We start from the raw sequence: 24,321 nt of genomic DNA on the forward strand, positions 1-24,321 counted from the left end.
AAAAATCTGCAACGGCGCGACGAAGCCGCTTTCACGAATCCCGAATCCCGAATCCCCAATCCCCAATCCCGGCCCTCATCAGCTCTTACGCCGCGCCTCCAGCAGATCAAGGTTGCGGATCAGCCGCCGCGCGATCTCGTCGGAGATCTTGCGCTGCCGGGTCAGCTTGAACAGCTCCTGGCGTTCGGCCTGCAGGCCGGCATGGCGCAGCTGGCGCAGCACCGCATCCAGCCGCCGCGCCTCCTCCGGATCGCTCTCCATCGCTTCGCCGTGGTCGAGATGGCGCTGGTACAGCGCGCTGACCCGGTTGGCCGCCTCGTTGTACAGGTCGGCGTGCTCGCTGTCCTGCACCAGCCGCTGGCGCAGCTTCTCCACCGCCGCCAGCGCCGCACGCGAGGACTCGCGCCGGGCCAGGTCTTCTTCCAGGCGGTCGCTCGGTTCCTCCGGCAGCTCCAGCCCGCGCAGCAGCCGCGGCAGGCCGATGCTGGCGACCAGCAGCGAGGTGACGATCACCGCGCTGGCCAGGAAGATCGCCAGGTCGCGCGCCGGGAACGCGGCGCCGCTGGGCAGGACCAGCGGCAGGGTCAGCACGCCGGCCAGGGTGATCGCGCCGCGCACGCCGGCCAGCGAGGTCGCCACCACGATCCGCCACGGCGGGCTCTGCCGGTCCTCGCCGCGACGGCGCGCCTTGAGCAGGGTCCAGCGCAGCGACAGCCACACCCACAGGAAGCGCAGCAGCAGCAGGCCGACGTAGATCGCCAGCGCGTAGGCGGGCAGCCACCACGGGTCCAGGTGTCCGGCCTCGTCCATGTTGTGCATGGCGCCCTGCACGATGCCCGGCAACTGCTCGCCGAGCAGCACGAACATGATGCCGTTGAGGGTGAACTGCACCATGTCCCACACCGCCGAGCGCTGCACGCGCATGCTGCCCGGCGCGCGGCCGCTCAGTTCCACGTAGCTCATGGCGATGCCGGCGGCGACCGCGGCGAGAATGCCCGAGGCGTTGATCGCCTCGGCCAGCAGGTAGGCGGCGAACGGCAGCAACAGGTTGACCAGGATCGCCGCGCCCGGCTCCTCGCCGACCTGGCGCCACACCCAGCGCTGCGCCAGGCTGGTGCCGACCACCACCGCGATGCCGGCGGCCACGCCGACCAGCGCCACCCACAGGAAGGTCAGCGAGGCGTCGGCCAGCGAGAACGTGCCGGTGATCGCCGCCGCCACCGCGAACTGGAAGCAGACCAGGCCGGAGGCGTCGTTGAGCAGCGACTCGCCTTCCAGGATGTGCATCAGCCGCTTGGGGATCGGCGCGCGCGCGGCGATCGAGGACACCGCGATCGGATCGGTGGGCGACACCACCGCGGCCAGCGCGAACGCCACCGCCAGCGGCATGGTCGGGATCATCCAGTGGATCAGGAAGCCGGCGCCGATGACGGTGAACACCACCAGGCCCAGCGCCAGCTCCAGGATCACGCCCTTGTCGCGGAACAGGCCCTGCTTGGGGATACGCCAGCCGTCCAGGAACAGCAGCGGCGGCAGGAACAGCAGGAAGAACAGCTCCGGCTCCAGCGCATAGCCCTTCTTGAACACGCCGGCGATGATCGCGCCCAGGCCGATCTGCACCAGCGGCAACGGCAGCGAGAACGGCAGGACACGCACGAGGTAGCCACTGGCCACCACCGCCAGCAACATCGCCAAGACCACTTCGATCGAATGCATGCTCGTCCGGACGGCGGCGCCACGCCGGCGGCGCCGCCCATGAATGGGGGAGCCTGCAAGCAAAGCGCACCGCGGCGGCGATGTCCAGTGGGGCGGGCGGCGTCCAGGCTACTATCCGGCGGCAGAGCCGGTGGCGGACACCGGCGCCTTTCCGCCGGAGACCGCATGCTCACCATCCAGGAACTCAACCGCTTCATCGACGAACACGCGGCGGAAGGCAGCATTCCGCGGATCTGGGAGCTGATCGGCGAGCACTTCGTGCAGGCCCAGGTCGGCCTGCCGGCCGAGCACGCGATGGAGCGGCGCGAGCTGTCCTTCCACGATCACGTGCGGCTGCTGGGCTACCTGTGCCTGCTGCTGGAGGGCGTGCCGGGCGACCTGGTGGAGATCGGGGTGTGGAAGGGCAAGTCGCTGGTGCTGATGAACGAGGTGTCTGGCCGCCAGCGCCGGGTGATCGGCATGGATCCGTTCGCGCTGCCGAACCAGTTCGAGGAGTTCAACCACTATCGGCAGCAGTTGCTGCCCAATGCGCGCTTCATCCGCGGCTATTCCGAATTCTGCGCCGAGCATTTCTACGCCATGGAGCCGAAGGTGGCGCTGTTGCACATCGACGGTGGCCACACCGGGCGCAATGTGCTGCTGGATTTCCTGCTGTACGCGCCCAGCGTCGTCTCCGGGGGATTCGTGGTGTTCGACGACTACGGCGACTGGGAATACTCGCCGGAGGTCGGCCCGGCGGTGGACCTGCTGCGCGCCGCCGGGTACTTCGGCGACTTCCACGTGCTCGGCTGCGCCCACGGCTTCGAGAACAGCTACGTGCTGCAGCGCCGCTGAGCCGATACGCCGCGTTGCGCTGACCGGCGCTGCCAAGCGGCGGCGTCTACGGACGCGTCGATGACGCACCACAGGCGGTTGCGCACATCGTGCGCACGCGCCGCTGCATCGCACGGCCTGGCGCAGTGAGATTCAGCACACAGGAGGCCCGCTGGACCGCGCACGACACCTGCGACGACACGACCGGTGCGCGCATTCATCATTATCTGGACGGCGTGATGCAACCGCGACGGCGCGGCGCGCGTAAAGAAAGCTGCACGGCCGACTGGCCGCGCATCCCTTTCCAGGAGCCAAACCCATGAAACTCCACTTGCTGTCCCTGGCCCTCGCCGGCCTCGTCTCCCTGCCCGCCATGGCCGCCCCCAGCCAGGCCGCCATGCACGACCACGCCGCGATGAGCGAGGCCAAGCCGAATCCGATGGTCGGCGGCGCGCCGATGTACGCCACCAAGGACATCATCGACAACGCGGTCAACTCCAAGGATCACACCACCCTGGTCGCCGCGGTCAAGGCTGCGGGCCTGGTGGACACGTTGAAGGGCGCCGGCCCGTTCACCGTGTTCGCACCGACCAATGCCGCCTTCGCCGCGCTGCCGGCCGGCACGGTGGACACGTTGCTCAAGCCGGAGAACAAGGAAAAGCTGACCCAGGTGCTGACCTACCACGTGGTCCCGGGCAAGCTCGATGCGGCGGCGTTGCTGGCGCAGATCAAGGCCGGCGGCGGCAGCGCCAAGCTGACCACCGTGCAGGGCGAAACGCTGATCGCCAAGGCCCGCGGCGGCAAGGTCACCCTCACCGACAGCAAGGGCAATACCGCGCACGTCACCACCGCCGACGTGATGCAGAGCAATGGCGTGATCCACGTGGTGGACAAGGTTTTGATGCCGTAAGCACATCGGGGGTGCATTGGCATCGCGGGGACGGCTGCGGCCGTCCCCGTTTTGCACGTCCACGCATGCAACCGCGCCGCCGCGCCCCGATGGCGACACCGCGGCACGCGCACGCATGGTCAGTTGCCGGAATTTCCCGTGTGCAGCATCGGCACCTGCGCCGCCAACAAGCGCAGGTCGCGCACGAAGCCTTGATAGGCTTCATCGCCCGCTTCGCCGCCACGCTGGCGCAGCACCCACGACGGATGCACAGTGGCCAGCGCGCGGGTGCCGTCGTCCAGCGCTTGCCACTGCCCGCGCTGGGCCATCAGCTTGAAGCCGCTCCCCAGCACCGCGCGCGCCGCGGTCGCGCCCAAGCACAGCACGATGCGCGGGCGCACCCGTGCCAGTTCGCCGGCCAGCCACATCCGGCAGGCCTCGACATGCGCGCGCTCGGGATTGCGGTGCAACCGCGCCTTACCGCGCTGCTCGAAGCGAAAATGCTTGACCGCGTTGGTGACGTACATGCCTGCACGTTCGACCCCCAGCTCCTGCAACGCGCGATCGAACAGGCGTCCGGCCGGACCGACGAAGGGACGCCCGCTCAGGTCCTCCTCGTCGCCGGGCTGCTCGCCGACCACCATCACCGCGGCGTCCTGCGGGCCTTCGCCGAACACGGTCTGGGTGGCCGGCTGCCACAACGGGCAGCGCCGGCAGTCGCGCGCCGCCGCGCGCAGCGCCTCGAGGCTGTCGTCGGCGGCCACCACCGGCGCCGGTGCCGGCGCGGGAATGCGCCGGCGCACCGGCTCGGGCGCGCGCTCGGCCATCTCGCGCACGCGTAGCCCGGCGTCGCGGATCAGCGTGGGCAGCAGCTGCGCCTCCGGCAGATGCTTCCAGTATTTCTGCGGCATCTCCTGGCGCATCATCGTCGGATTGAGCCGCGCCGGATTGAAGATGTTGGCGTAGTAGGTGCGCCACAGCGCGTCCTGCGCGTCGTCGGCCGGCGCATCGGCACGCTGCGCGCCGGCGCCGAACTGCAGCGTCTCGCCGTCCCAGCGCACGCTGCGGTACGGGGTGAGGATCGCCCAACGCATGCCGGCGAAGCGCCGCGCGAAGAACGGCGCCACCCGATCGACGATGTGATGCTCCGGCTCGAACCAGGCGATGTAGGCCTCCTGCTCCCCCGGCACCTCACGGAAGCGCACGAACGCCTTCATCTTGTGGCTGTCGCGGCGCACCGCCTGCGCCCACTGCTGCGCGCGGTGCACGTCCGCATCGGTGGCCCGCTGCAGCAGCGCGCGCTCGCCGCCGGCGATGCGCCACAGCAGGCGGTACAGCAGCGCGTGCCGCTGCGGATCGCGATGACACAGCACCGCACCGGCCAGCGCCAGGAACTCGGCCGACACCCGCGGCGGCGGCACCTGCGCCGGCAACGTCGCGACATCGGTCCCGGCGAGCAGACCACCCTGCGCATCGCCATCCCACGCCAGCGTCTCCGGCGCCACCTGCGCGCACCACGCCGCCCGCGCCACCGCCCGCCAAGCCTCCAGGCTCCACGGCGGCGCCACCTCAGCCTGGAACACGGCCTGCTCCCTGCCTCGCACCAGCGCGTCGAACGCGACGGGCCGCACTCACCGCGTCAATCAAACAAGCCCCCCTGCCGCGGCGCCGGCGCCAGTTGCGCGCGCAGCCGCTGCGGATCGTCCAGTCGTTGCCGCGGGTGGTGGTCAAGCACACTGACGAACGGCAGCAGCTTCTTCAGCGGCACCCGCAATCGCGCCAGATCCTCGACCCGCAGCCGCGCATGCCGCCGCGCCAGCAGCAGGCGCTCGACGTTGCGCGTGCCCAGCCCCGGCACCCGCAGCAGCATCTCGCGCGCGGCGGTGTTGAGATCCACCGGGAACCGCTCGGGGTTGCGCAGCGCCCAGGCCAGCTTGGGGTCCACGTCCAGATCGAGCATGCCGCTGGTGGTAGGCGGGGCGATCTCCTCCACCGAGAAATCGTAGAACCGCAGCAGCCAGTCGGCCTGGTACAGGCGGTGTTCGCGCTGCAGCGGCGGCGCCAGCAGCGGCAGCTTGGCCGAGGCGTCGGGAATCGGGCTGAACGCGGAGTAGTAGACCCGGCGCAGGCGGTAGTTGCCGTAGAGATTGTGGCTGGTGTGCAGGATCGCGCGGTCGTCCGCGCCGTCGGCACCGACGATCATCTGCGTGCTCTGCCCGGCCGGGGCGAAGCGCGGCGGCTTGGCGCGCACGCGGGCTTCGGCCTTGCGCGCCTCCTTGCTTTCCTCGATGCGCCAGCGCAACTCGCCCATCGCCGCGCGGATGCCGCCGACGTTCTTCTCCGGCGCCAGTTGCGCCAGGCCGCGCTCGGTCGGCAACTCCACGTTGATGCTGAGCCGGTCGGCGTAGCGGCCGGCGGCGGCCAGCAGTTCCGGCGCTGCATCGGGAATGGTCTTGAGATGGATGTAGCCGGCGAAGCGGTGCTCCTCGCGCAGCTGCCGCGCCACCTCCACCAGTTGCTCCATGGTGTAGTCGCTGTTGCGGATGATGCCGCTGGAAAGAAACAGCCCTTCGATGTAGTTGCGCTTGTAGAAATCCAGGGTCAGCTTGACCACTTCGGCCGGGGTGAAGCGCGCGCGGCGCACGTTGCTGGAGACGCGATTGACGCAGTACGCGCAGTCGAACACGCAGAAGTTGGTCAGCAGGATCTTCAGCAGCGACACGCAACGCCCATCGGGCGTGTACGAATGGCAGATGCCCATGCCCTCGGTGCTGCCGATGCCACCGCTGCGCAGCGAATGGCGCTTGTCGGCGCCGCTGGAGGCGCAGGACGCGTCGTACTTGGCCGCGTCGGCGAGCACGGCGAGTTTCTCGAGGGTATTCACCGGCCGACGATGCCGGATCCGCGTCTCAAACGGTGAGACGCGGATGCGCTGTGCCTTCACCGCGATGAACCGCTCAGGCCGCCGCGCGCGCCGCAGCGCCGTCGAAGCGGTAGATGTCCATCGCCAGCAGGCCGGCATCGATGCCGGCGTCGATGCGCTGCGCGCCCAGCCCGTCCGCCCCGGCCGCGCCCATCGCCACGTAGATCGGCAGCCAGTGCTCGTCGGTGGGATGCGCGCGCGCGGCGAACGGCGCCTGTCGGCGGTAGTCGAGCATCGCCGGCATGTCCTCGCGGCGCAATGCCTGCTCGGTCCACTCGATGAACGGACGCACGTAGGGCACCTCCTTGCCCTCGGCGTAGCGGCCCAAGTCATGCAGGTTGTGGGTGATGCTGCCCGAGCCGATCACCAGCACGCCGTCCTCGCGCAGCGGCGCCAGCGCACGGCCCAGGGCCAGGTGGTGTTCCGGCCCCAGTTCGGGCTGGATCGACAGCGGCACCACCGGGATGTCGGCCTGCGGGTACAGCAGCGACAGCGGCACCCATACGCCGTGGTCCAGGCCGCGACGCTCGTCCAGCACCGGCGCCAGCCCGGCCTGCGCCAGCAGCTCGGCAACCTGGTGGGCCAGGGCCGGCGCGCCCGGCGCCGGGTACTGCATCGCGTACAGCGCCTGCGGGAAGCCACCGAAATCGTGGATGGTCTGCGGCTGCGCGGCGGCACCGACCAGCGGCCGTCGGCCCAGCCAGTGCGCCGAGGCCAGCACGATGGCGCGCGGCCGCGGCAGCGTGGCCGCGAGCTGCGCCAGCCGCGTGCCGACCAGGCCGGGCTGCAGCGCGGTCATCGGCGAACCGTGCGAGATGTACAGGGAAGGCAAACGCGCCATGGCAGGTCTCCACACAGTGGGGGATGGCACGGTGGCGCGCGCGGCCAGCGCCGGGCGTTCGTGCAGGCGACCAGGGTATTCCCGCCATCTGCGGGAATAAATTACCCTGCCGCCGACGATCCATTTCAGGAACCGAAACAATGGACACGCTGGAGGCGATGCGGGTCTTTGTCGCCGTGGTCGACCGCAACGGGTTCAACGCCGCCGCCGACGCACTGGGCATGTCCACCGCCAGCGTCACCCGCCAGGTGGCGTGGCTGGAACAGCGCCTGGGCTCGCGCCTGCTCAATCGCACCACACGCCGGGTCAGCCCGAGCAGCGTCGGCGCCGCCTATTACCAGCGCTGCCAGTTGCTGCTGGCCGAGTTCGACGACATGGAGGCCGCGGTCGGCGAACAGGCGCTGACGCCGTCCGGCACGCTGCGGATCAACGCCCCCTTCAGTTTCAGCGTCGCCCGGCTCGGGCCGCGCCTGGCCGGCTACAGCGCGCGCTACCCGCAGGTCGCCCTCGATCTGTCGCTGTCCGACCGCCTGGTGGATATCGTCGAGGAAGGCTACGACCTGGCGATCCGCATCACCCGGCAGGTGGCGCCGACCCTGATCGCGCGCAAGCTCGGCGAAGTGCAGGCGTTCCTGTGCGCGGCGCCGGCCTACCTGGCCCGCGCCGGCACCCCGCAACTGGCGGCCGACCTGGCCGGCCACCCGTTCCTCAGCTACAGCTACGTGCAGGACGACCTGACCCTGCACGGCCCCGAGGGCGCGATCCAGGTACGGGTGGCCGGCACCCTGCGCGCCAATTGCGGCGACGTGCTGCGCGAGGCGGCCATCGCCGGCATGGGCATCACCGTACAGCCGGACTTCATGGCCGAGGCGGCGCTGGAGGACGGCCGGCTGGTGCGGGTGCTGCCCGACCACGAGATCGGGCCGATCGGCGTGTACGCGGTGTACGCCAGCCGCAGCCACCTGGCACCGAAGGTGCGCAGCTTCATCGACTACCTGGTCGAAGTGGGCATCGACCGCACGATGCGCTCCCCGGCCGAGAGCTGAACCGCGGCGGGCGGTCGGACACAACATCCCGCCGATGGCGCTGATCGGGGCGGCCGGGCATGCGCACAATGCCCGCGCTTTTCCCCCTCACCTTCAGGAGTCCGCGCATGAGCAAGATCGCGATCGTCTACTTCAGCGGCTACGGCCACACCGTCAAGCAGGCCGAAGCCGTGCACGCCGGCGCCGCCAGCGTCGGCGAAGCCACGCTGTACCGTATCGACCAGGACGGCAACCTGCCCGACGGCGCCTGGGAGGCCATCGGCCAGGCCGACGCCATCGTCTACGGCAGCCCGACCTACATGGGCGGCCCGGCCTGGCAGTTCAAGAAGTTCGCCGACGCCAGCTCCAAGCCGTGGTTCGCGCAGGCCTGGAAGGACAAGATCGCCGCCGGCTTCACCAACTCGGCCTCGGTCAACGGCGACAAGTTCGCCACCATCGAATACTTCTGGACCCTGGCCCAGCAGCACGGCCAGATCTGGGTGGGCACCGGCCTGCTGCCGTCCAACACCAAGGCGCACGGCCCGAACGACGTGAACTGGACCGCCGGCTCCGGCGGCGCGCTGGCGATCTCGCCGTCCGACGCCTCGCCGGACGAGGCGCCGCGCAGCGGCGACCTGGAGACCGCGCGCCTGCTCGGCAAGCGCGTGGCCGAGTTCGCGGCCAAGCTCAAGGGCTGAGCCCCCTCGGTGCCGCCCGCGCAGGGCGGCACCCTGCATCGCGACGCAGCGGTGCTTGAGCAACGCACTGCCCTTCGGCGCCCGGCCTTGTCGGTCGGGCGCTTCTCGACGCCGCACTCACGGCTGCGGCACCACCGCCTGTTCCCTCTATCCCACTTCACCCGCCAGCCCTCGGCCAGCGCCATCGCTACGTCGTGCCACCCACTGCATGCGCCGCACGCAGATGATCGATGAACACGCGCAGCTTCGGCGGCAAGTGTTCGCGCGCCGGGTAGTAGATGTGCCAGCCGGCGAACGGCGCGTGCCAGTCGTCCAGTACCCGCTGCAGGCGGCCGGCGGCGACGTCGGCGGCCACCTGCCACTCGAACGCCTGGCCCAGGCCCAGACCGCGGCGCGCGGCGTCCAGGCCGACCGCGGTGTCGTTGACCACCAGCCGCCCGTTGACTTCGACCAGGAAATCGTGGCCGTCGCGGGTGAACTCCCAGGCCTGCAGGCGGCCGTCGGTGCGGCGCCAGCGGATGCAGTCGTGCGCCGCCAGTTCGGCCGGCGTGTGCGGTACTCCGTGCGCGGCGAAATACGCAGGCGCGGCCACCACCGTCTGCCGCTGCGGCGGCCCCAGCGGCACCGCGATCATGTCGCGCGCCAGGCTCTCGCCCAGGCGGATGCCGGCGTCGAAGCCGCCGGCGACGATGTCGGCCAGGGTCCGGTCCGAATACAGCTCGACGCTGACTTCCGGATAGCGCGCCAGGAACGCCGGCAGGTGCGGGCACACCAGTTGCTCGGCGGCCACCAGCGGCAGGTTGATGCGCAGCGTGCCGGCCGGCCGGTCGCGCAGGAAATCCAGGTCGGCGAAGGCCGCATCGATCTGCGCCAGGCCCGGCGCCACCCGCTGCAGGAAGCGCTCGCCGTGCTCGCTCAGGCCGACCCGGCGGGTGGTGCGGTTGAGCAGGCGTGCGCCCAGTTGCGCCTCCAGCGCGCGCAGCGTCTGCGACAGCGCCGAGGGCGAGACGCCCAGCTCCGCCGCGGCGCGGGTGAAGCTGCCATGGTGGGCAACGCGGACGAAGGCGACGACGGCGGACAGCGGCGAGGGACGGTGCATGGCGGGCGGGCAGCAAGGGAAGGACGGACGCGGCAGGCGCCGGTCATTGTGTAGCACAGCTTCAAAGCCCATGCGGATTACCAGGATTTATCCAGGGCACCGCGGCGCCTACAGTGCCCCGCACCCTCACCTGGAGATCGCCGCGATGGCCCTCGACCATTACCGCCTGCTCGGCCGTTCCGGCCTTCGCGTCAGCCCGCTGTGCCTGGGCACCATGACCTTCGGCGCCGACTGGGGCTGGGGCGCGGACGAAGCCGAGGCGCGCCGCCTGTTCGACCTGTACGTCGATGCCGGCGGCAACTTCCTCGACACCGCCAACATCTACACCAACGGCAGCGCCGAGACGCTGCTCGGCCGCTTCGTCGCCGGCCGCCGCGACCGCCTGGTGATCGCCAGCAAGTTCGCGCTCAACCCCTTCCCCGGCGACCCCAACGGTGGCGGCAACCACCGCAAGGCGCTGCTGCGCTCGGTCGACGCCAGCCTGGCGCGGCTGGGCACCGATTATCTGGACCTGCTGTACCTGCATGCCTGGGACGGCACCACCGGCATCGACGAGGTCATGCGCGGCTTCGACGATCTGGTGCGTGCCGGCAAGATCCTCTACGCCGGCATCTCCGACACGCCCGCCTGGCAGGTGGCGCGCATGCAGACCCTGGCCGACCTGCGCGGCTGGACGCCGTTCGTCGCCCTGCAGATCGAGTACTCGCTGGCGCAGCGCACGGTCGAGCGCGAACTGGTGCCGATGGCCGAGGCGCTGGGCATGTCGGTGCTGGCCTGGTCGCCGCTGGCGATGGGCGTGCTGACCGGCAAGTACGGCGCCGCCGATCTGGCGCGGGTGCGTGCGGCCGCCTCGGGCGGCGCGCAGGTCGATGGCGTGGGCCGCGCCGAGGTCGCGCATTCGCAACGCACCTTCAACGAGCACGCGCTGGCGGTGGCCGAGGCGGTGGTGGCGCTGGCCGCCGAGCTGCAGCGCTCGCCGGCGCAGGTGGCGCTGGCCTGGCTGCTGGCGCGCGGGGCGATGCCGATCGTCGGCGCGCGCAGCGTGGCGCAACTGCAGGACAACCTGGGCGCACTCACCCTGCACCTGGATGCCGAGGCGCTGCAGCGGCTGGATGCCGCCAGCGCGATCGAACTGGGCTTCCCGCACGACTTCCTGGCCTCGCCCAACCCGCAGGCGCTGCTGAGCGGCGGCACCCGCATCCAGCCGCGCTGAGCGCGGCCATCGTGTCCTTCGCGCACCGAGAACCGCACATGCCCTCCACACCGAACGCACCAGGCATGTCCTCACCCTGAGCGAACCGCCCGGCGGCCACGCTTTCCCTCCCCTCCCCCTCAGGAGCATCCTCCATGCAAACCCGCACCCTCGGCCGCAACGGCCCCCGCGTCTCCGCCCTCGGCCTCGGCTGCATGGGCATGAGCGCGTTCTACGGCGGCCGCAGCGACGACGCCGCCTCGATCGCGGTCATCCATGCGGCGATCGAGCACGGCGTCAGCCTCATCGACACCGCCGACATGTACGGCCCGCACACCAACGAAGTGCTGGTCGGCAAGGCGCTGGCCGGGCGCCGCGACCAGGTCGTGCTGGCGACCAAGTTCGGCATCAAGCTCGATCCCAACGACCCGGCCGCGCGCGGTATCGATGGCCGCCCGGAGTACGTGCAGTCCGCCTGCGAGGCCAGCCTGCGCCGGCTCGGCGTGGACCATATCGACCTGTACTACCAGCACCGGGTGGATCCGAACGTGCCGATCGAGGACACGGTCGGGGCGATGGCGCGGCTGGTGGAACAGGGCAAGGTGCGCTTCCTGGGCCTGTCCGAAGCCGCTGCCGCCACCATCCGCCGCGCGCACGCGGTGCATCCGATCACCGCGCTGCAGAGCGAGTACTCGCTGTGGTCGCGCGACCCGGAACACGACGGCGTGCTGGAGACGGTGCGGGAGCTGGGCATCGGCTTCGTGCCGTACTCGCCGCTGGGCCGCGGCTTTCTGACCGGGGCGATCCGTTCGCCGGAGGACTTCGAGGCCGACGACTACCGGCGCCATTCGCCGCGCTTCCAGGGCGAGAACTTCGCACGCAACCTGCAACTGGTGGAGCGCGTGCGCGAACTGGCCCAGGCCAAGGGCGTGACCCCGGGGCAACTGGCGCTGGCCTGGGTGCTGGCGCAGGGCGAGGACCTGGTGCCGATCCCGGGCACCAAGCGCCTGGCCTACCTGGAAGAGAACCTGGGCGCGCTGCAGGTGAAGCTGAGCGCCGAGGAGCTGGCGCAGATCGAGGCGATCTTCCCCGCCGATGCCGCCGCCGGCCATCGCTACCCCGCCGCCTCGCGCGGCGCGCTGCAGGGCTGAACCGCGCCCCCGGCCGCGGCGCGGGTCGATTGCCCGCGTCGCGCCGGCCCCGCATGATGCGGGGGTGATCTCCTTCATCGTCCCCGCGCACGACGAAGCCGCCCTGATCGGCGACACGCTGGCGTCGCTGCATGTCGCCGCGCAGGCGCTGCGGCTGGACTGCGAGACCCTGGTGGTGGCCGATGCCTGCCGCGACGCCACCGTCGAGATCGCGCGCCGCCACGGCGCGCAGGTGCTGGAGGTGGAGTTGCGGCACATCGCCGCCGTGCGCAATGCCGGCGCCGCCGCCAGCCGTGGCCGCCACCTGCTGTTCGTCGATGCCGACACCCGGGTCAACACGCCGCTGCTGGCTGCGGCGCTGCGCGCGCTGGGCACCGGCGCGGTCGGCGGCGGCGCGCAGGTGCGCCTGCTCGGCGACATCGCCTGGTACGAGCGCCTGGCGCAGACGCTGTTCGGCTGGCTGTTCCGCTGCAACGGCATCGCCCCCGGCTGCTTCCTGTTCTGCACGCGCAGCGCCTTCGCCGCCGCCGGCGGCTTCGACGAGCGCTACTACGCCGGCGAGGACGTGGCGCTGAGCCGCGCGCTGGCGCGGCAGGGACGCTTCGTGATCCTGCGCGAGCCGGTGCACACCTCCGACCGCAAGCTGCGCAGCTTCAGCAAGCGCGAGCACCTGGGGCTGCTGCTGCAGTTGCTGCGCCGCGGCCGCGGCATGCTGCGCTCGCGCGATGCGCTCGGCTTCTGGTACGGGCAGCGCCGCGGACGCTAGGGCGCTCCGCCCATTTCCGCACAGCAGGTTGCGTCCGGGAGGCAAAGCAGTTGCGCCCGACGCGGGCGACTTCCTACTCTCTGCAAATGCGCGAGAACGGCATTCTGAAAATCAGAAACGCGGCAATGGCGGACCGGCAGGCGATCGTGGCGCTGATGGCGGCGCTGGACTATGCCGGAACCGAGGATTTCATCGAGGCGCGCCTGGCGCAGCTCCTTGCGCATCCGGACGCGGCCTTGCTGGTGGCCGCCGCAGGGGACGGCGTCCTGGGGGTGCTGTCGCTGCACTTTCTGCCGCAGTTGGCATTGGCCGGCGACATCTGCCGCATCAGCTACTTCTGCGTCGACGATCGTGCGCGCGGCGCCGGGGTGGGACAGCGTTTGCTGGCAGAGGGCGAGGCGCTGGCGCGGCAGCGCGGCTGCGACCGCCTGGAGGTGCACTGCCACAGCCGGCGGGAACGCGCGCACGCCTTCTATCGGCGGGAAGGCTTTGTCGAAGCGCCCAAGTATTTCGCCAAGTCGCTGCGCGATTGAGGATTGTCTGAGGTCGCCAGCCGCAGACAGCGGCGCGATCTTCATAAGGGCGGTTGCCGGCGCCGAGCCGCTGGCAGTACGCTGCGCGCCCCTTGTGCGAGCTTTACGGATGAGCGTCCACACCAGCAGGCCCATCGCGCTGCGCATCCTCTGCACGGGCGAGTATCTGCCCGCGCAGCAGGTGCCGGCGGAAGCCTTCGACCGGCGCTGGGGCAAGCCCGCCGGCTGGACCCTGCGGCATACCGGGGTCGCCACGCGCCACTATGCGGGCGCCGACGAGCCGGCCACCTTCATGGGCGAACGCGCCGCGCGCGCGGCGCTGGACGCGGCGCAGCTGCAGGCGCACGAGATCGATTGCGTGATCAGCGCCTGCAGCCTGATGGAACAGGCGATCCCGTGCAGCGCAGCGCTGCTGCACGCGCGGCTGGGCCTGCAGGGCAGCGGCATCCCGGCCTTCGACATCAACGCCACCTGCCTGAGCTTCATCGCCGCACTCGACCTGGCCGCCTGCGCGATCGCCGCCGGCCGCCATCGCCGCGTGCTGATCGTCGCCAGCGAGATCGCCAGCGTCGGCCTCAATCCGGACGATGCGGATACCGCGCCGCTGTTCGGCGATGGCGCCGCGGCGGTGGTGCTCGGCGCCGACACCGGCGACAGCGGCTCGCAATTGCTGACCGCGCGCCTGGAAACCTATTCCGAAGGCATCGACCACTGCCGCGTGCGCGCCGGCGGCACTCGCCTGCGCCTCGATCACGGCGTCGACGCGCTGCGCGCCGGCTCGCAGTTCGAAATGAACGGGCGCGCCACCTACCGGTTGGCCGCGGCGAAGCTGCCCGGTTTCCTGCAGCGGCTGCTGGCGCAGGCCGGGGTCGAGCTGGCGCAGCTGCGGCGGATCGTGCCGCACCAGGCCAGCGCCAAGGCGCTACGCCATCTGCGCGTGGCGCTGGGGCTGGCGCCGGATGCGCTGATCGAGGTGATCGGCCACCGCGGCAACCAGATGGCCGCGTCGATTCCCAGTGCGCTGCACCAGGCGATCCACAGCGGCCAGATCGTGCGCGGCGACCTGATCGGCCTGGTCGGCTCCGGCGCCGGGCTGGCGTTCGGCGGCGCGGTGTTGCGCTACTGACATGGCCCGCGTCCTGGTCACCGGCGCGTCCGGCTTCATCGGCGCCTACATCGTGCGCGCACTGGCCGATGCCGGCGTACCGGTGCGTGCCAGCGGCCGCGACGCCGCCAAGCTGGCGGCCTTCGCCGGCGATCCGCGCATCGAGGTGCAGCGCGCTGACCTGTGCCGCGACGACCTGACACCGTTGCTGCACGGCTGCGATGCGGTGATCCACTGCGCGGCGCTGTCGGCGCCGTGGGCCAGCGCCGAGACCTTCCGCCTGGCCAACGTGGTCGCCACCGAGCGTTTGCTCGCCGCCGCGCTGGCCACGCGTGTGCGCCGCTTCGTGCATTTCAGTTCGCCGAGCATCTACTTTCGTTTCGCCGACCAATACCAGGTGCGTGAGGCGTTCACCCCGCCGGCACGCTGGATCGGCGGCTACCCGCAGACCAAGTGGGAAGCCGAGGAGAAGGTGCGCGCGGCGGCGGCGGCCGGGCTGCCGGCAGTGGTGCTGCGTCCGCGCGCGGTGTTCGGCCAGGGCGACAACGCGATCGTGCCGCGCTTGCTGGCGGTGGCGCAGCGCGGCTGGTTCCCGCTGGTCCACGGCGGCCGCGCGATGATCGACGTGTGCTGCGTGGAGAACGCAGTGGCCGCGGCGCTGGCCGCGCTGCGCGCCGAACACATCGGCGACGGCCGCGCCTACAACATCAGCAACGGCGTGCCGATCGCCGTGCGCGACCTGCTGACCGAACTGTTCGCGGTGCTGCGCCTGCGCGTGCGGCTGCTGCCGGTACCGCGCGGGCCGGCGCTGGCGCTGGCCACGCTCGGCGAGCAGATCGCGCTGCGCCGACGCGGCCAACCCGAGCCGCGGCTCAGCCGCTACGGCATCGGCGTGCTCGGCTATTCGCAGACGCTGGACATCGGCCGCGCGCGCCGCGAGCTCGGCTACGTGCCGGTGCTGTCGACCGAGGCCGGGCTGGCCGCGCTGGGGCGGCCATGAGCGCGCCCAGGCTGCAGTGGCGGCTGTACGAGGCCGGCCACTGCACGCATCCGGAGCGCGCCACGCGCCGCGGCGCGCCGCTGGCGCCATGTCCGTTCCCGGCGCTGGCGGCATTGCTGCAGCATCCGCAGCATGGCGACCTGCTGTTCGACACCGGCTATTCGCCGCACTTCTTCGACGCGACCGCGCGTTTTCCCGAGCGCCTGTACCGCTGGCTGACCCCGGTGCAGTTGGCGCCCGGGCAATCGCTGCGCGAACAACTCGTCCGCGACGGCGTGGACGCGGACCGCATCGGCTGGATCGTGCTGTCGCACTTCCACGGCGACCACGTCGGCGGCGTCGCCGATTTCCCGCACGCGCGCCTGGCCTGCGCACAGCAGGCCTGGGACGATCTGCAGCGCCGCGGCCGGCTGGCCGCGCTGCGCGAAGGCTTCCTGCCCGCGCTGCTGCACGGCGCGCGTCCGCGCATGCACTGGATCGAGGCGCTGCCCGCGGCACCGGTGCCCGCGGAACTGCGCGACTTCGGCACGCCACGCGATCTGTTCGGAGACGCCAGCGTGCTGCTGGTGCCGCTGCCCGGACATGCGCCCGGCCATTACGGGCTGTGGTTCGAGGACGCGCACGGCCCGGTGTTCCTGATCGCCGATGCGGCCTGGTCCAGCGCCGCGCTCGCCGACGGCACGCCACCGCCGGCGCTGGTCACCCATCTGCTCGGCGAGCATCGCGTGTACCGCGACACGCTGGCGCGACTGCATGCGCTGCGCCAGGCCGCGCCACAGGTGCGCCTGGTGCCCTCGCACTGCCGGCAATGGCGGCCGACATCGGCGGAGCACACGTATGGCTGACGCACCCGGTGTGCTGATCACCGGCGCGCGCGCGCCGGTCGCCCTCGATCTGGCGCGCCGTTTCGCCGCGCAGGGCTGGCGGGTGCACCTGGCCGACAGCGTCGCCAGCCGCATCTCCGGCTGGTCGCGCGCGGTGGCCGGGCATCACCGCATCGCACCGGCACGCGATGCGCCACGCGCGTGGCTGGCCGATCTCAACGCCCTGCTCGCGCGCCAGCGCATCGACGTGCTGGTGCCGACCTGCGAGGAAGTGTTCTACCTGGCCCGCTATCGCAGTGCGCTGCCGGCGCAGTTGCAGCTGCCGTTGCACGACTTCGACACGCTGCGCACGCTGCACAGCAAGTACCACTTCATGGAACTGGCGCGTGGACTCGGCAACGATGTGGAGGTGCCCGCCAGCGTGCGCGTGCGTAGCCTGGCGCAGGCGCGCGAGTGGGCCGGTTCCGAACCGCTGGTGCTCAAACCGGAGTTCTCGCGCTTCGGCGTGCATGTGCGGCTATACCCGCAAGGCGCTCCCGCCGATGCCGCGCCGCTGCCCGCGCAGGGCGATTGGGTCGCACAGCGCCTCTGTGCGGGCGAGGAGCGCTGCTCGTATGCGCTTGCGCGCGACGGCGTGTTGCTGGCGCATGCGGTGTATCGCCCGCGCTATCGGCTGCGGCGCAGTTCCAGCTATTACTTCGACGCGGCGCCGGATCCGCAGATCGAGCGCTTCACCGCGCAGTTGGTGCGGGCGCTGCACTTCACCGGGCAGATCTCCTTCGACTGGATGGTGTCTTCGGAAGGGCGCTGCAGCGTGATCGAATGCAATCCGCGCGCCACCAGCGGCCTGCACCTGTTCGCCGCGGCCGATCCGCTGGTGGCCTTGCTGTGCGGCGACGCGGGCGCGGCGCCGGCGCCGTTGCGCCCGGCCGACGACCGCGCAGCGATGCTGGGCATGCTGATGCTCGGCGCGGCGTTGCCGACGGCGCTGGGCCAGGGCCGGCTGCGACAGTGGCGCCACGACTACGCACGCGCCGAGGATGTGCTGGCGCCGCGCGGCGACCGCTGGCCGCTGGTCGGCACGCTGTGCGACCTGGGCAGCCACGCGCGCCTGGCGCTGGCACAACGCTGCAGCGTGCGCGAAGCCGCCACCCGCGATACCGAGTGGGACGGCGAGGCATTGCCGCCGCCATGAGCCATGGCGACGCCGCCGCCGCAGCCGCCGACTACGCCGCGCAGCTGCAACGCTTCGCCGCGCTGCACGCCGACGGCGACGCGCAGCAGTTGGCCGACAACGCACATGCGCGCATCGAGGTAGTGCAGGCCGGCGACCTGGCGCTGCCGGTGACGGTCGGCGAACGCCACCCCGGCAACGCCTGGGTCTGCTCGCCGCGCACCACCTACGCCGACTACGCCGCCGAGGAAGCCGCACGGCTGCTGCCGGGCGCACTGGCCGCGCCGGTGCGCGGACTGTGCGGCGGCATCGGCGCCTGGCTGGACTGGGCACGGATCGACCGCGCCGTCACCCTCAACAACTGGTTGCTGTCCACCAACCTGTACCCACCGCTGCCGCCGACCGGCCTGCGCACGCTGCTGGACGCCGCACGCACGCGCTGGCCCGACCACGCGCTGTGGTTCCGCTCGCTCAATGCGGTGGACACGCCGCAGTGGCTGCACGCGCTGCAGGCCGAGGGCTTCACCCTGATCGGCAGCCGCCAGGTCTATCTGTACGAGGACTGGCCGCAGTTGCTGCGCCATCGCGACCTGGCCCGCGATCTCAAGCTGGTGGATCGTCGCGACCTGCAGCGCTGCGGCAACGACGCCATCGGCGACGCCGACTACCCGCGTATCGCCGCGTTGTATGCGCAGCTGTATCTGGAAAAATATTCGCGTTGCAATCCGGCCTACCACGCCGGCTTCCTGCGTGCCTGGCACCGCGCCGGGCTGCTGCGCTTCGACGGCTTCCGCGACGACGCCGGACAGCTGGTGTGCATCACCGGGCTGTTCGGCATCGGCGGCACCGTCACCGCGCCGATCGTCGGCTACGACCTGCAGCTGCCGCAGCGGCTGGCGTTGTACCGCACCCTCACCGCCTGCGGCATCGACCATGCGCGCCGGTACGGCCAGCGCCTCAACCAGAGCGCCGGCGCTGCCAGCTTCAAGCGCCAGCGCGGCGGCGTGCCGGTCATCGAGTACAGCGCGGTCGATGCGCGGCATCTGCCGTTGCGGCGACGCCAGCCGATCGCCGCGCTCGGCACGCTGACCCGGCGCATCGGCGTGCCGCTGATGCGCCGCTATCGGCTGTGACTGGGGTCCGCACCCCGCGTTTTGCACTCCGTAACCGTTTTCAGCACGAACTCGGCGTGCCTTGCCGAATTCCAGGCACACACGCTGCCTTATACTTTGCCGCACCTGCAACACGCCATCGCCGCTGCGGCCCGGAACATCTGTGGAATGGATTGCGCATCTGGCCCATGCCGGCACCCTGCTGATCGTCAACGCGTTGCTCGCGGCAGTGTCCTCGGCGATGTTCCTGGCCCTGTACGTCACCGGCCGCAAGGAACGGCACGCGCGCAGCCTGTTGCTGCTGGCGCTGAGCTACGGCGTGTTCGCCCTGGGCTTCGGCATCCTGCTGGCGCCGGCCTGGAACGTCACCAACTTCTGGGTCAACCACATCGGCAACGTCATCCTGGACGTGGCCACCATGCTGACGCTGGTGGCGGTGAATGCCTATCTGCGGCGTCCGCTGCTGCAATGGACACTGCTGTTGCCGGTCGCGCTGCTGTGCGCACTGGAGCTCTACAGCCTGTACTACGCCAACCACGATCACCGGATCATGGTGATCTTCGGCGGCATGGTGCGCGGCCTGCTGACCGCCGCCACGGCCGTTGCGCTGTGGCGCTATGCCGACAGCGTGGTGCGCTCGGCGGCGCGCTTCACCGCCGTCTGCCATTTCCTGTGGGCGGGCATGGTGGGACTGCGGATCGCCTGGTGGGCGCTGCATCCCGATGCCGATACCAGCTACGACCCCACCACCAACTTCGGCCTGCTCTCGCGCATCGTGCTGACCGCCAGCATCACCCCCGGCTTCCTGTGGATGCTGACCCGCGAAATGAACGCGGAACTGCGGCGGCACGCCTCGCAGGATCCGCTGACCGGGGTGACCAACCGCCGGGTGATGTGGGAGCGTGGCGAGGCGGCGACCCACGATGCCGCGCGCAGGCAGGCGTCGATCGCGGTGCTGATGATCGACGTGGACCATTTCAAGGCGATCAACGACCGCTTCGGCCATGCGATCGGCGACCAGGTGCTGGTCGCCATCGCGCAGACGCTGGCGCAGCACATCCACACCCCCAACCTGCTCGCGCGCATCGGCGGCGAGGAGTTCATGGTGCTGATGCCGCATGGCGACGAGGCGGAGGTGCGCGACCTCGCCGAGCGCCTGCGGCGGCGCATCGAACAGCAGCAGATCGACGCCGCAGCGGAGGCATCGCCGGTGTGCACGGTGAGCATCGGCTATTGCCTGTCGCCGCGCGCGCAAGCGCCGTGGCAGACCCTGGTGCTGGCCGCCGACCAGGCGCTGTACGCGGCCAAGCGCGCCGGCCGCAACCGCATCGCCGGCACCACGGTCGCATGAGCGCCCCGTGCGCGCGGCACGCCATGCGCACCACGCCGCCGGCATGAGCGCCTGGCATCCGTCGCTGTACCGACACTGGTTCGCCGTCGCACCCGCCGCGGCGTTGCGGCGGCAGCCGCTGGCGGTGACGGTGATGGACCGGCATGCGGCGATCGCGCGTTGCGCCGACGGTCGCCTGCTGGCGCTGGAAGACCGCTGCCCGCACCGGCATGCGCCGCTGTCGGCCGGCTGCGCCACCGGCGACGGGCTGTCCTGTCCGTATCACGGCTGGCGCTTCGACCGCAGCGGCGCGCTGTGCGAGATTCCCGGCCTGCCGCCCGGGCAGACACCGCCGTCCGTGCGGGTGCGCGCCTTCGCCGCGCGCGAGCACGACGGCCTGATCTGGCTGCGCCCCGATCCCGAAGGCGCCAACGCGCCGTCGCAGCTGGTGCAGGCGCTGCAGCCGTCGGCGCGGCGCTTCCTGTGGCGCACCCGCTGGGACGCCCACGTGGTCGATGCGCTGGAGAATTTCCTCGACCCGCTGCACACCCATCTGCTGCATCCGGGGCTGGTGCGGCGCGGCGGCGCGCGCACCGCGATGCGCGCCGAACTGCGCCACACCGAGGAAGGCTTCCACGTGGACTACCGCGGCGCCGCGGCGCAGAGCGGCTGGCTGTACCGCTTGTTCGAATCGCCGCGCACGCTGGAACGTGCGCACTTCGCCGCCCCTGGCAGCGCGCAGATCGAGTACCGCTATGCGCGCGGCGGCCGCGTGCGGATCAGCCTGCACTTCACCCCGCTCGACGTGCGCAGCACCGAGGTCTTCGCCAGCCTGCACGTGGAAGGGCGCTGGGCGCCGGCGTGGGCGGTGCGCCTGCTGGTGTGGCCGCTGCTGCGCCGGGTCGGCGAGCAGGACCGGCGCATGCTCGCGCTGCAGTCGCGCAACCTGCAGCGCTATCCCGGCGCACGCGGCGCCTCCACCCCGCTGGACCTGGTGCGCGAACCGCTGCGCCGCTACTGGGACGGCGAGCCGCTGCCGGCGCCGGGCAGCGGCCACGACGTGGAGATCATGCTGTGACCGCGCCGAGCCGCTGCAGCACCGTCGCCAATGGGGCCGGACGCCCGAGCAGATAGCCCTGCACGCCGCCGCAGCCGTGCGCGCGCAACCAGCGCAGCTGCGCCTCGGTCTCCACGCCTTCGGCGACCACGTCCAGCCCCAGGCAATGGCCCAGGGTCAGCAGCGCCTGGCAGATCGAGGCATTGCGCGGATCGCGATCGACCTCGGCGACGAAGCTGCGGTCTATCTTCAGCGTGTCCAGCGGCAGGTCGCGCAGATACGCCATGCTGGAGAAGCCGGTGCCGACATCGTCCAGGGCCACGCGCACGCCCAGCGCACGCAGTTGCCGCAGCACGTCGCCGGCCTGCTGCGGCTGCCGCATCAGGCTGCTTTCGGTCAGTTCCAACTGCAGGCCGTCGACGGCCAGCCCGGCCTCGGCGCACGCCTGCACCAGGTCGGCGACCAGGTCGCCATCGAAGAACTGCAGCGCCGAGACGTTCACCGCCACCGGCAGGTTCGGCCATCCGTGGTCGGCCAGTGCGCGGCGCGCGCGCGCCGCCGCGTGCATCACCCAGCGCCCCAGCGGCAGGATCAGCCCGGTGTCCTCGCACAACTGGATGAACGCATCCGGCGCGATGAAGCCGCCATCGGCCTGCGGCCAGCGCACCAGCGCTTCCAGTTCGCGCGGCGCACCGCTGACGGCATCCATGATCGGCTGGAAATGCAACTCGAATTCCTGCCGCTCGATCGCCTGCTGCAGGCGGCCGGCCAGGCGCAGGCGTTCGCCGGTACGCGCAGCCATGGCGCGATCGAAGCGCACCAGGCTGCGGCCCTCGGCCTGCGCCGCATGCGCGGCCTGGGCGGCGCTGCCGATGGCCTCGTCGGCATCGGCGGCATCATCCGGACACAGCGCCACGCCGATGTGCGCCTGCAGTTGCTGGGCGAACTCGCCGCCCTGTACCGGGGTATGCAACGCCTCCTGTAGCGCCTGCAAGGCCTGCGGCAGGGACTGCGGGTCGAGGATCGCCAGCACGAAGTCCTGCGCCGGCTGGTGCGCACTCAGGCCGAAGCGCTCGCCGAGCGTGCGGATGCGCATGGCCACCGTGCTGCGGACTGCATCGCCGGCGGCACGGCCAAGGGTGTCGCCGATCAGGGCCAGGCCGCGCACCTGGACGTAGGCGATGGCGTAGCCGCCGCGCTGCGCGCGCAGCGCCTCGGCCAGCGCATGCGGCTTGAGCAGACCGGTACCGAAGTCGTGGCGCGCGAGATAGGCCAGTTCGCGCTCGTGAGCCAGGCGTTCGGTCACGTCTTCGGCCAGGATCAGCCGTGCCGGCACGCCGCCGAACTCCAGGTCGACGCTGTGGATGCACACCGACAACAGGCTGCCGTCCTTGCGCCGGTGGGTCCACACGCTCGGCGCGTCGAAGCCGTCGCGCGGCTTGCGCACGTCCCGCAGCAAGCGCTCGGCGTCCTCCGCCGAGCGCAGGCCAAGCAGGTCCATCGCCAGGAATTCCTCGCGGCTGTAGCCGTACTGGCGCACCGCGGCCTGGTTCACTTCCAAAAAGCGCAGGCTGTCGACGGCGAACACCCAGTACGGCAGCGGATTGCGGTCGAACACCAGGCGGAACTGCCTCTCGGCATCGAGCAGGCGCGCCTGCGCCGCCACGCGATCGCTGACGTCCTGCACCGCGCCGGTCATGCACATGCCCGTGCGGGTGCGCACCAGCGCGCCGCGCGCGGCCAGCCAGCGCAGGCGCCCGTCGGGCAGGTGCATGCGATAGACGGTGCTGTAGTCCGCGCGCCCTTGCGCGGCATCCTCGTACAACTGCTCCACCCGCGCGCGATCCTCGACGTGGAGCCGCTCCAGGAACGCCTCGATGGGCATCTGCATGCGTTGCAGGCCGAACATCGCCCCGGTCGGCTCGGACAGGCGCAGCACGCGCTGCGCGATGTCGATGCGCCAGGTGCCGATGCCGCCCATGCCATGGGCCAGGCGCAGATCCTCGTCGCCGCGACGCAGCCGCTGCAGCAGGTGGCGCTGGCGCCGCTCGGCGCGGCGCAGGCTGCCGAGCAGATAGGCCAGGCCGAGCAGGTACAGCACGTACACAAGCGCCGCCGCCGCAACGAACCACCACCAGCCGGACAGCGTCTCGCGCAACCCCACGCCGGCCACGGCCAGCAACGGATACGCGCCGCCGCCACTCACTGCCAGGATCCGCGGCGTGGCATCGAAGACATCGCGACCCACGCCGAGCGCGCCGCCGTGCGGCATCGGCTGCGCCAGCGCCTGTGGCAGGCGCGACTGGCCAGCGGCGAGCGGGCGGCTGGCGGCAAGCAGCAGGCCCTGCGCGTCGGTCAGCGCGACGATGCCGTCGCGCCCGCTGTCGGTGCCCTGCACGATGCGCTGCAGCGCGGCCACCCGCCATTGCGCCTCCACCCAGCCGTCCGTCCCCCAGGGCACGGCGACCCGCACCACTGCCGTGCCGTCGGCCAGGTGCAGCGGCGGACTCACGCAGACCCGGCCGCCGCAGCGCGCGCGCGCCATCCAGGCGCGCAGGTCCGGATCGCCGGCACCGCCGAAGCGGCGTTGGCCCTGCGCATCCAGCAAGGCCACGTCGTGCAGCTCCGGATGCCGCGCCAGCAGGCCGTGCAGCGAGGCGTCGATCAGGTCGGGGGCGCGTGCCGGCGCCTCCGCCAGCAGCGCCTGTGCGCCCAGGCCCTCGCCATGCAGCGCCTGGCCGAGATTGTCCAGTTGCAATTGCAGCAGGCGGTCGGTGCCGGTGGCCAACGCCAGGCTCTGCCGCTGCGCCGCCGCCAGGCGGTGATGGCGGTCCTGCGCCAGCACCAGCACCAGGCCGGCCGCCAGCAGCACCGCCAGCACCAGCCCCCAGGTCGCGATCGCCCGCACCGGCGCGCGCGTGACGCGCCGCAGGCTGTGCCGAAAGCGATGGTCGCGCTTCCTGTCGGCGAGCGGGTTCGGCGGCATCGAAAAGGGAGGACTGGCGTAGGTGCTGGTTACAGCGGCCTGGGTCTGGCGATCTTGACCGTGCGTGACGCGATACTGCGTTCAGCG

21 protein-coding genes are annotated in these 24,321 nt (G+C 71.4%); 15 read left to right on the forward strand and 6 right to left on the reverse strand.

The features are described from left to right. Positions 1-78: 78 nt before the first annotated feature. Positions 79-1,716 carry a Na+/H+ antiporter gene (locus AC1PK7_RS18945; protein WP_010343640.1) on the reverse strand — a complete coding sequence of 546 codons (1,638 nt, stop codon included), beginning with the start codon at positions 1,714-1,716 and terminating at the stop codon, positions 79-81. Between the two features lie 165 nt (positions 1,717-1,881). On the opposite strand from AC1PK7_RS18945, the gene AC1PK7_RS18950 reads away from it, so the two are divergent. After that, complete coding sequence (locus AC1PK7_RS18950; RefSeq protein WP_481099130.1) at positions 1,882-2,550, forward strand: class I SAM-dependent methyltransferase; 669 nt, start codon at positions 1,882-1,884, stop codon at positions 2,548-2,550. A gap of 298 nt (positions 2,551-2,848) precedes the next feature. Continuing rightward, positions 2,849-3,439, forward strand: a complete 591-nt coding sequence (locus tag AC1PK7_RS18955; protein ID WP_209247762.1) for a fasciclin domain-containing protein — start codon at positions 2,849-2,851, stop codon at positions 3,437-3,439. Positions 3,440-3,558: 119 nt separating this feature from the next. On the opposite strand, the gene AC1PK7_RS18960 is transcribed toward AC1PK7_RS18955, so the two are convergent. The 3 genes from AC1PK7_RS18960 to AC1PK7_RS18970 form a co-directional block, all read right to left on the reverse strand. Then, the gene (locus AC1PK7_RS18960) at positions 3,559-5,001 is read right to left on the reverse strand and encodes a UdgX family uracil-DNA binding protein (protein WP_481099131.1); all 1,443 of its coding nucleotides are present in this window, start codon (positions 4,999-5,001) and stop codon (positions 3,559-3,561) included. 56 nt (positions 5,002-5,057) lie between these two features. Beyond that, positions 5,058-6,302, reverse strand: coding sequence for a putative DNA modification/repair radical SAM protein (locus tag AC1PK7_RS18965; RefSeq protein WP_209247766.1), 1,245 nt, complete (start codon positions 6,300-6,302; stop codon positions 5,058-5,060). A gap of 73 nt (positions 6,303-6,375) precedes the next feature. Continuing rightward, positions 6,376-7,182, reverse strand: coding sequence for a DODA-type extradiol aromatic ring-opening family dioxygenase (locus AC1PK7_RS18970; protein WP_481099132.1), 807 nt, complete (start codon positions 7,180-7,182; stop codon positions 6,376-6,378). A 140-nt stretch (positions 7,183-7,322) separates the two neighbouring features. Here AC1PK7_RS18970 and AC1PK7_RS18975 point away from each other — a divergent pair, with 140 nt between their 5' ends. After that, the gene (locus tag AC1PK7_RS18975) at positions 7,323-8,228 is read left to right on the forward strand and encodes a LysR family transcriptional regulator (RefSeq protein WP_481099133.1); all 906 of its coding nucleotides are present in this window, start codon (positions 7,323-7,325) and stop codon (positions 8,226-8,228) included. A 107-nt stretch (positions 8,229-8,335) separates the two neighbouring features. Then, positions 8,336-8,905 carry a flavodoxin family protein gene (locus AC1PK7_RS18980; RefSeq protein WP_010343649.1) on the forward strand — a complete coding sequence of 190 codons (570 nt, stop codon included), beginning with the start codon at positions 8,336-8,338 and terminating at the stop codon, positions 8,903-8,905. A 187-nt stretch (positions 8,906-9,092) separates the two neighbouring features. On the opposite strand, the gene AC1PK7_RS18985 is transcribed toward AC1PK7_RS18980, so the two are convergent. Then, positions 9,093-10,004: a LysR family transcriptional regulator gene (locus AC1PK7_RS18985; protein ID WP_420008063.1), complete on the reverse strand. Its 912-nt coding sequence runs from the start codon at positions 10,002-10,004 to the stop codon at positions 9,093-9,095. Between the two features lie 145 nt (positions 10,005-10,149). On the opposite strand from AC1PK7_RS18985, the gene AC1PK7_RS18990 reads away from it, so the two are divergent. From AC1PK7_RS18990 to AC1PK7_RS19040, 11 genes are all read left to right on the forward strand, one after another. Next, positions 10,150-11,217, forward strand: coding sequence for an aldo/keto reductase (locus tag AC1PK7_RS18990; protein ID WP_209230703.1), 1,068 nt, complete (start codon positions 10,150-10,152; stop codon positions 11,215-11,217). A 134-nt stretch (positions 11,218-11,351) separates the two neighbouring features. Continuing rightward, entirely contained in the window at positions 11,352-12,347 is a 996-nt protein-coding gene (locus AC1PK7_RS18995; RefSeq protein WP_041500567.1) for an aldo/keto reductase, read from the forward strand. A 64-nt stretch (positions 12,348-12,411) separates the two neighbouring features. Next, a complete protein-coding gene (locus AC1PK7_RS19000) occupies positions 12,412-13,113 on the forward strand; it encodes a glycosyltransferase (RefSeq protein ID WP_481099134.1) in 702 nt (233 codons plus the stop codon). A gap of 86 nt (positions 13,114-13,199) precedes the next feature. Continuing rightward, a complete protein-coding gene (locus AC1PK7_RS19005; protein ID WP_481099135.1) occupies positions 13,200-13,646 on the forward strand; it encodes an N-acetyltransferase family protein in 447 nt (148 codons plus the stop codon). 109 nt (positions 13,647-13,755) lie between these two features. After that, positions 13,756-14,772: a 3-oxoacyl-[acyl-carrier-protein] synthase III C-terminal domain-containing protein gene (locus AC1PK7_RS19010; protein ID WP_481099136.1), complete on the forward strand. Its 1,017-nt coding sequence runs from the start codon at positions 13,756-13,758 to the stop codon at positions 14,770-14,772. A 1-nt stretch (position 14,773) separates the two neighbouring features. Next, positions 14,774-15,751 carry an NAD-dependent epimerase/dehydratase family protein gene (locus tag AC1PK7_RS19015; RefSeq protein ID WP_481099137.1) on the forward strand — a complete coding sequence of 326 codons (978 nt, stop codon included), beginning with the start codon at positions 14,774-14,776 and terminating at the stop codon, positions 15,749-15,751. Continuing rightward, positions 15,748-16,596 (forward strand): MBL fold metallo-hydrolase, encoded by an 849-nt coding sequence (locus tag AC1PK7_RS19020; protein WP_481099138.1) that lies wholly within the window; start codon positions 15,748-15,750, stop codon positions 16,594-16,596. Before AC1PK7_RS19015 ends, AC1PK7_RS19020 begins: the two co-directional genes overlap by 4 nt. After that, entirely contained in the window at positions 16,589-17,770 is a 1,182-nt protein-coding gene (locus tag AC1PK7_RS19025; RefSeq protein WP_481099139.1) for an ATP-grasp domain-containing protein, read from the forward strand. The genes AC1PK7_RS19020 and AC1PK7_RS19025 overlap by 8 nt, the downstream gene beginning before the upstream one ends. Further along, on the forward strand, positions 17,767-18,882 hold the full coding sequence (locus AC1PK7_RS19030) for a hypothetical protein (RefSeq protein ID WP_481099140.1): 1,116 nt from the start codon (positions 17,767-17,769) through the stop codon (positions 18,880-18,882). The genes AC1PK7_RS19025 and AC1PK7_RS19030 overlap by 4 nt, the downstream gene beginning before the upstream one ends. Before the next feature lie 142 nt (positions 18,883-19,024). Then, on the forward strand, positions 19,025-20,212 hold the full coding sequence (locus AC1PK7_RS19035; protein WP_481099141.1) for a GGDEF domain-containing protein: 1,188 nt from the start codon (positions 19,025-19,027) through the stop codon (positions 20,210-20,212). A gap of 7 nt (positions 20,213-20,219) precedes the next feature. Then, positions 20,220-21,269, forward strand: a complete 1,050-nt coding sequence (locus tag AC1PK7_RS19040; RefSeq protein WP_481099142.1) for a Rieske 2Fe-2S domain-containing protein — start codon at positions 20,220-20,222, stop codon at positions 21,267-21,269. On the opposite strand, the gene AC1PK7_RS19045 is transcribed toward AC1PK7_RS19040, so the two are convergent. After that, the gene (locus AC1PK7_RS19045) at positions 21,259-24,156 is read right to left on the reverse strand and encodes a bifunctional diguanylate cyclase/phosphodiesterase (protein ID WP_481099143.1); all 2,898 of its coding nucleotides are present in this window, start codon (positions 24,154-24,156) and stop codon (positions 21,259-21,261) included. The genes AC1PK7_RS19040 and AC1PK7_RS19045 overlap by 11 nt on opposite strands. Between the last annotated feature and the right edge of the window lie 165 nt (positions 24,157-24,321).

It is taken from the genome of Xanthomonas sp. NCPPB 3174, from assembly GCF_056725205.1.

Bases quoted from the DNA above. Each gene is read 5' to 3' on its own strand.
- AC1PK7_RS18945 (WP_010343640.1), bottom strand. From the start codon at position 1,716: ATGCATTCGATCGAAGTGGTCTTGGCGATGTTGCTGGCGGTGGTGGCC.
- AC1PK7_RS18955 (WP_209247762.1), top strand. From the start codon at position 2,849: ATGAAACTCCACTTGCTGTCCCTGGCCCTCGCCGGCCTCGTCTCCCTG.
- AC1PK7_RS18985 (WP_420008063.1), bottom strand. From the start codon at position 10,004: ATGCACCGTCCCTCGCCGCTGTCCGCCGTCGTCGCCTTCGTCCGCGTT.
- AC1PK7_RS19030 (WP_481099140.1), top strand. From the start codon at position 17,767: ATGAGCCATGGCGACGCCGCCGCCGCAGCCGCCGACTACGCCGCGCAG.
- AC1PK7_RS19025 (WP_481099139.1), top strand. From the start codon at position 16,589: ATGGCTGACGCACCCGGTGTGCTGATCACCGGCGCGCGCGCGCCGGTC.
- AC1PK7_RS19015 (WP_481099137.1), top strand. From the start codon at position 14,774: ATGGCCCGCGTCCTGGTCACCGGCGCGTCCGGCTTCATCGGCGCCTAC.
- AC1PK7_RS19010 (WP_481099136.1), top strand. From the start codon at position 13,756: ATGAGCGTCCACACCAGCAGGCCCATCGCGCTGCGCATCCTCTGCACG.
- AC1PK7_RS19005 (WP_481099135.1), top strand. From the start codon at position 13,200: ATGCGCGAGAACGGCATTCTGAAAATCAGAAACGCGGCAATGGCGGAC.
- AC1PK7_RS19020 (WP_481099138.1), top strand. From the start codon at position 15,748: ATGAGCGCGCCCAGGCTGCAGTGGCGGCTGTACGAGGCCGGCCACTGC.
- AC1PK7_RS18995 (WP_041500567.1), top strand. From the start codon at position 11,352: ATGCAAACCCGCACCCTCGGCCGCAACGGCCCCCGCGTCTCCGCCCTC.
- AC1PK7_RS18975 (WP_481099133.1), top strand. From the start codon at position 7,323: ATGGACACGCTGGAGGCGATGCGGGTCTTTGTCGCCGTGGTCGACCGC.
- AC1PK7_RS18990 (WP_209230703.1), top strand. From the start codon at position 10,150: ATGGCCCTCGACCATTACCGCCTGCTCGGCCGTTCCGGCCTTCGCGTC.
- AC1PK7_RS18970 (WP_481099132.1), bottom strand. From the start codon at position 7,182: ATGGCGCGTTTGCCTTCCCTGTACATCTCGCACGGTTCGCCGATGACC.
- AC1PK7_RS18950 (WP_481099130.1), top strand. From the start codon at position 1,882: ATGCTCACCATCCAGGAACTCAACCGCTTCATCGACGAACACGCGGCG.
- AC1PK7_RS18980 (WP_010343649.1), top strand. From the start codon at position 8,336: ATGAGCAAGATCGCGATCGTCTACTTCAGCGGCTACGGCCACACCGTC.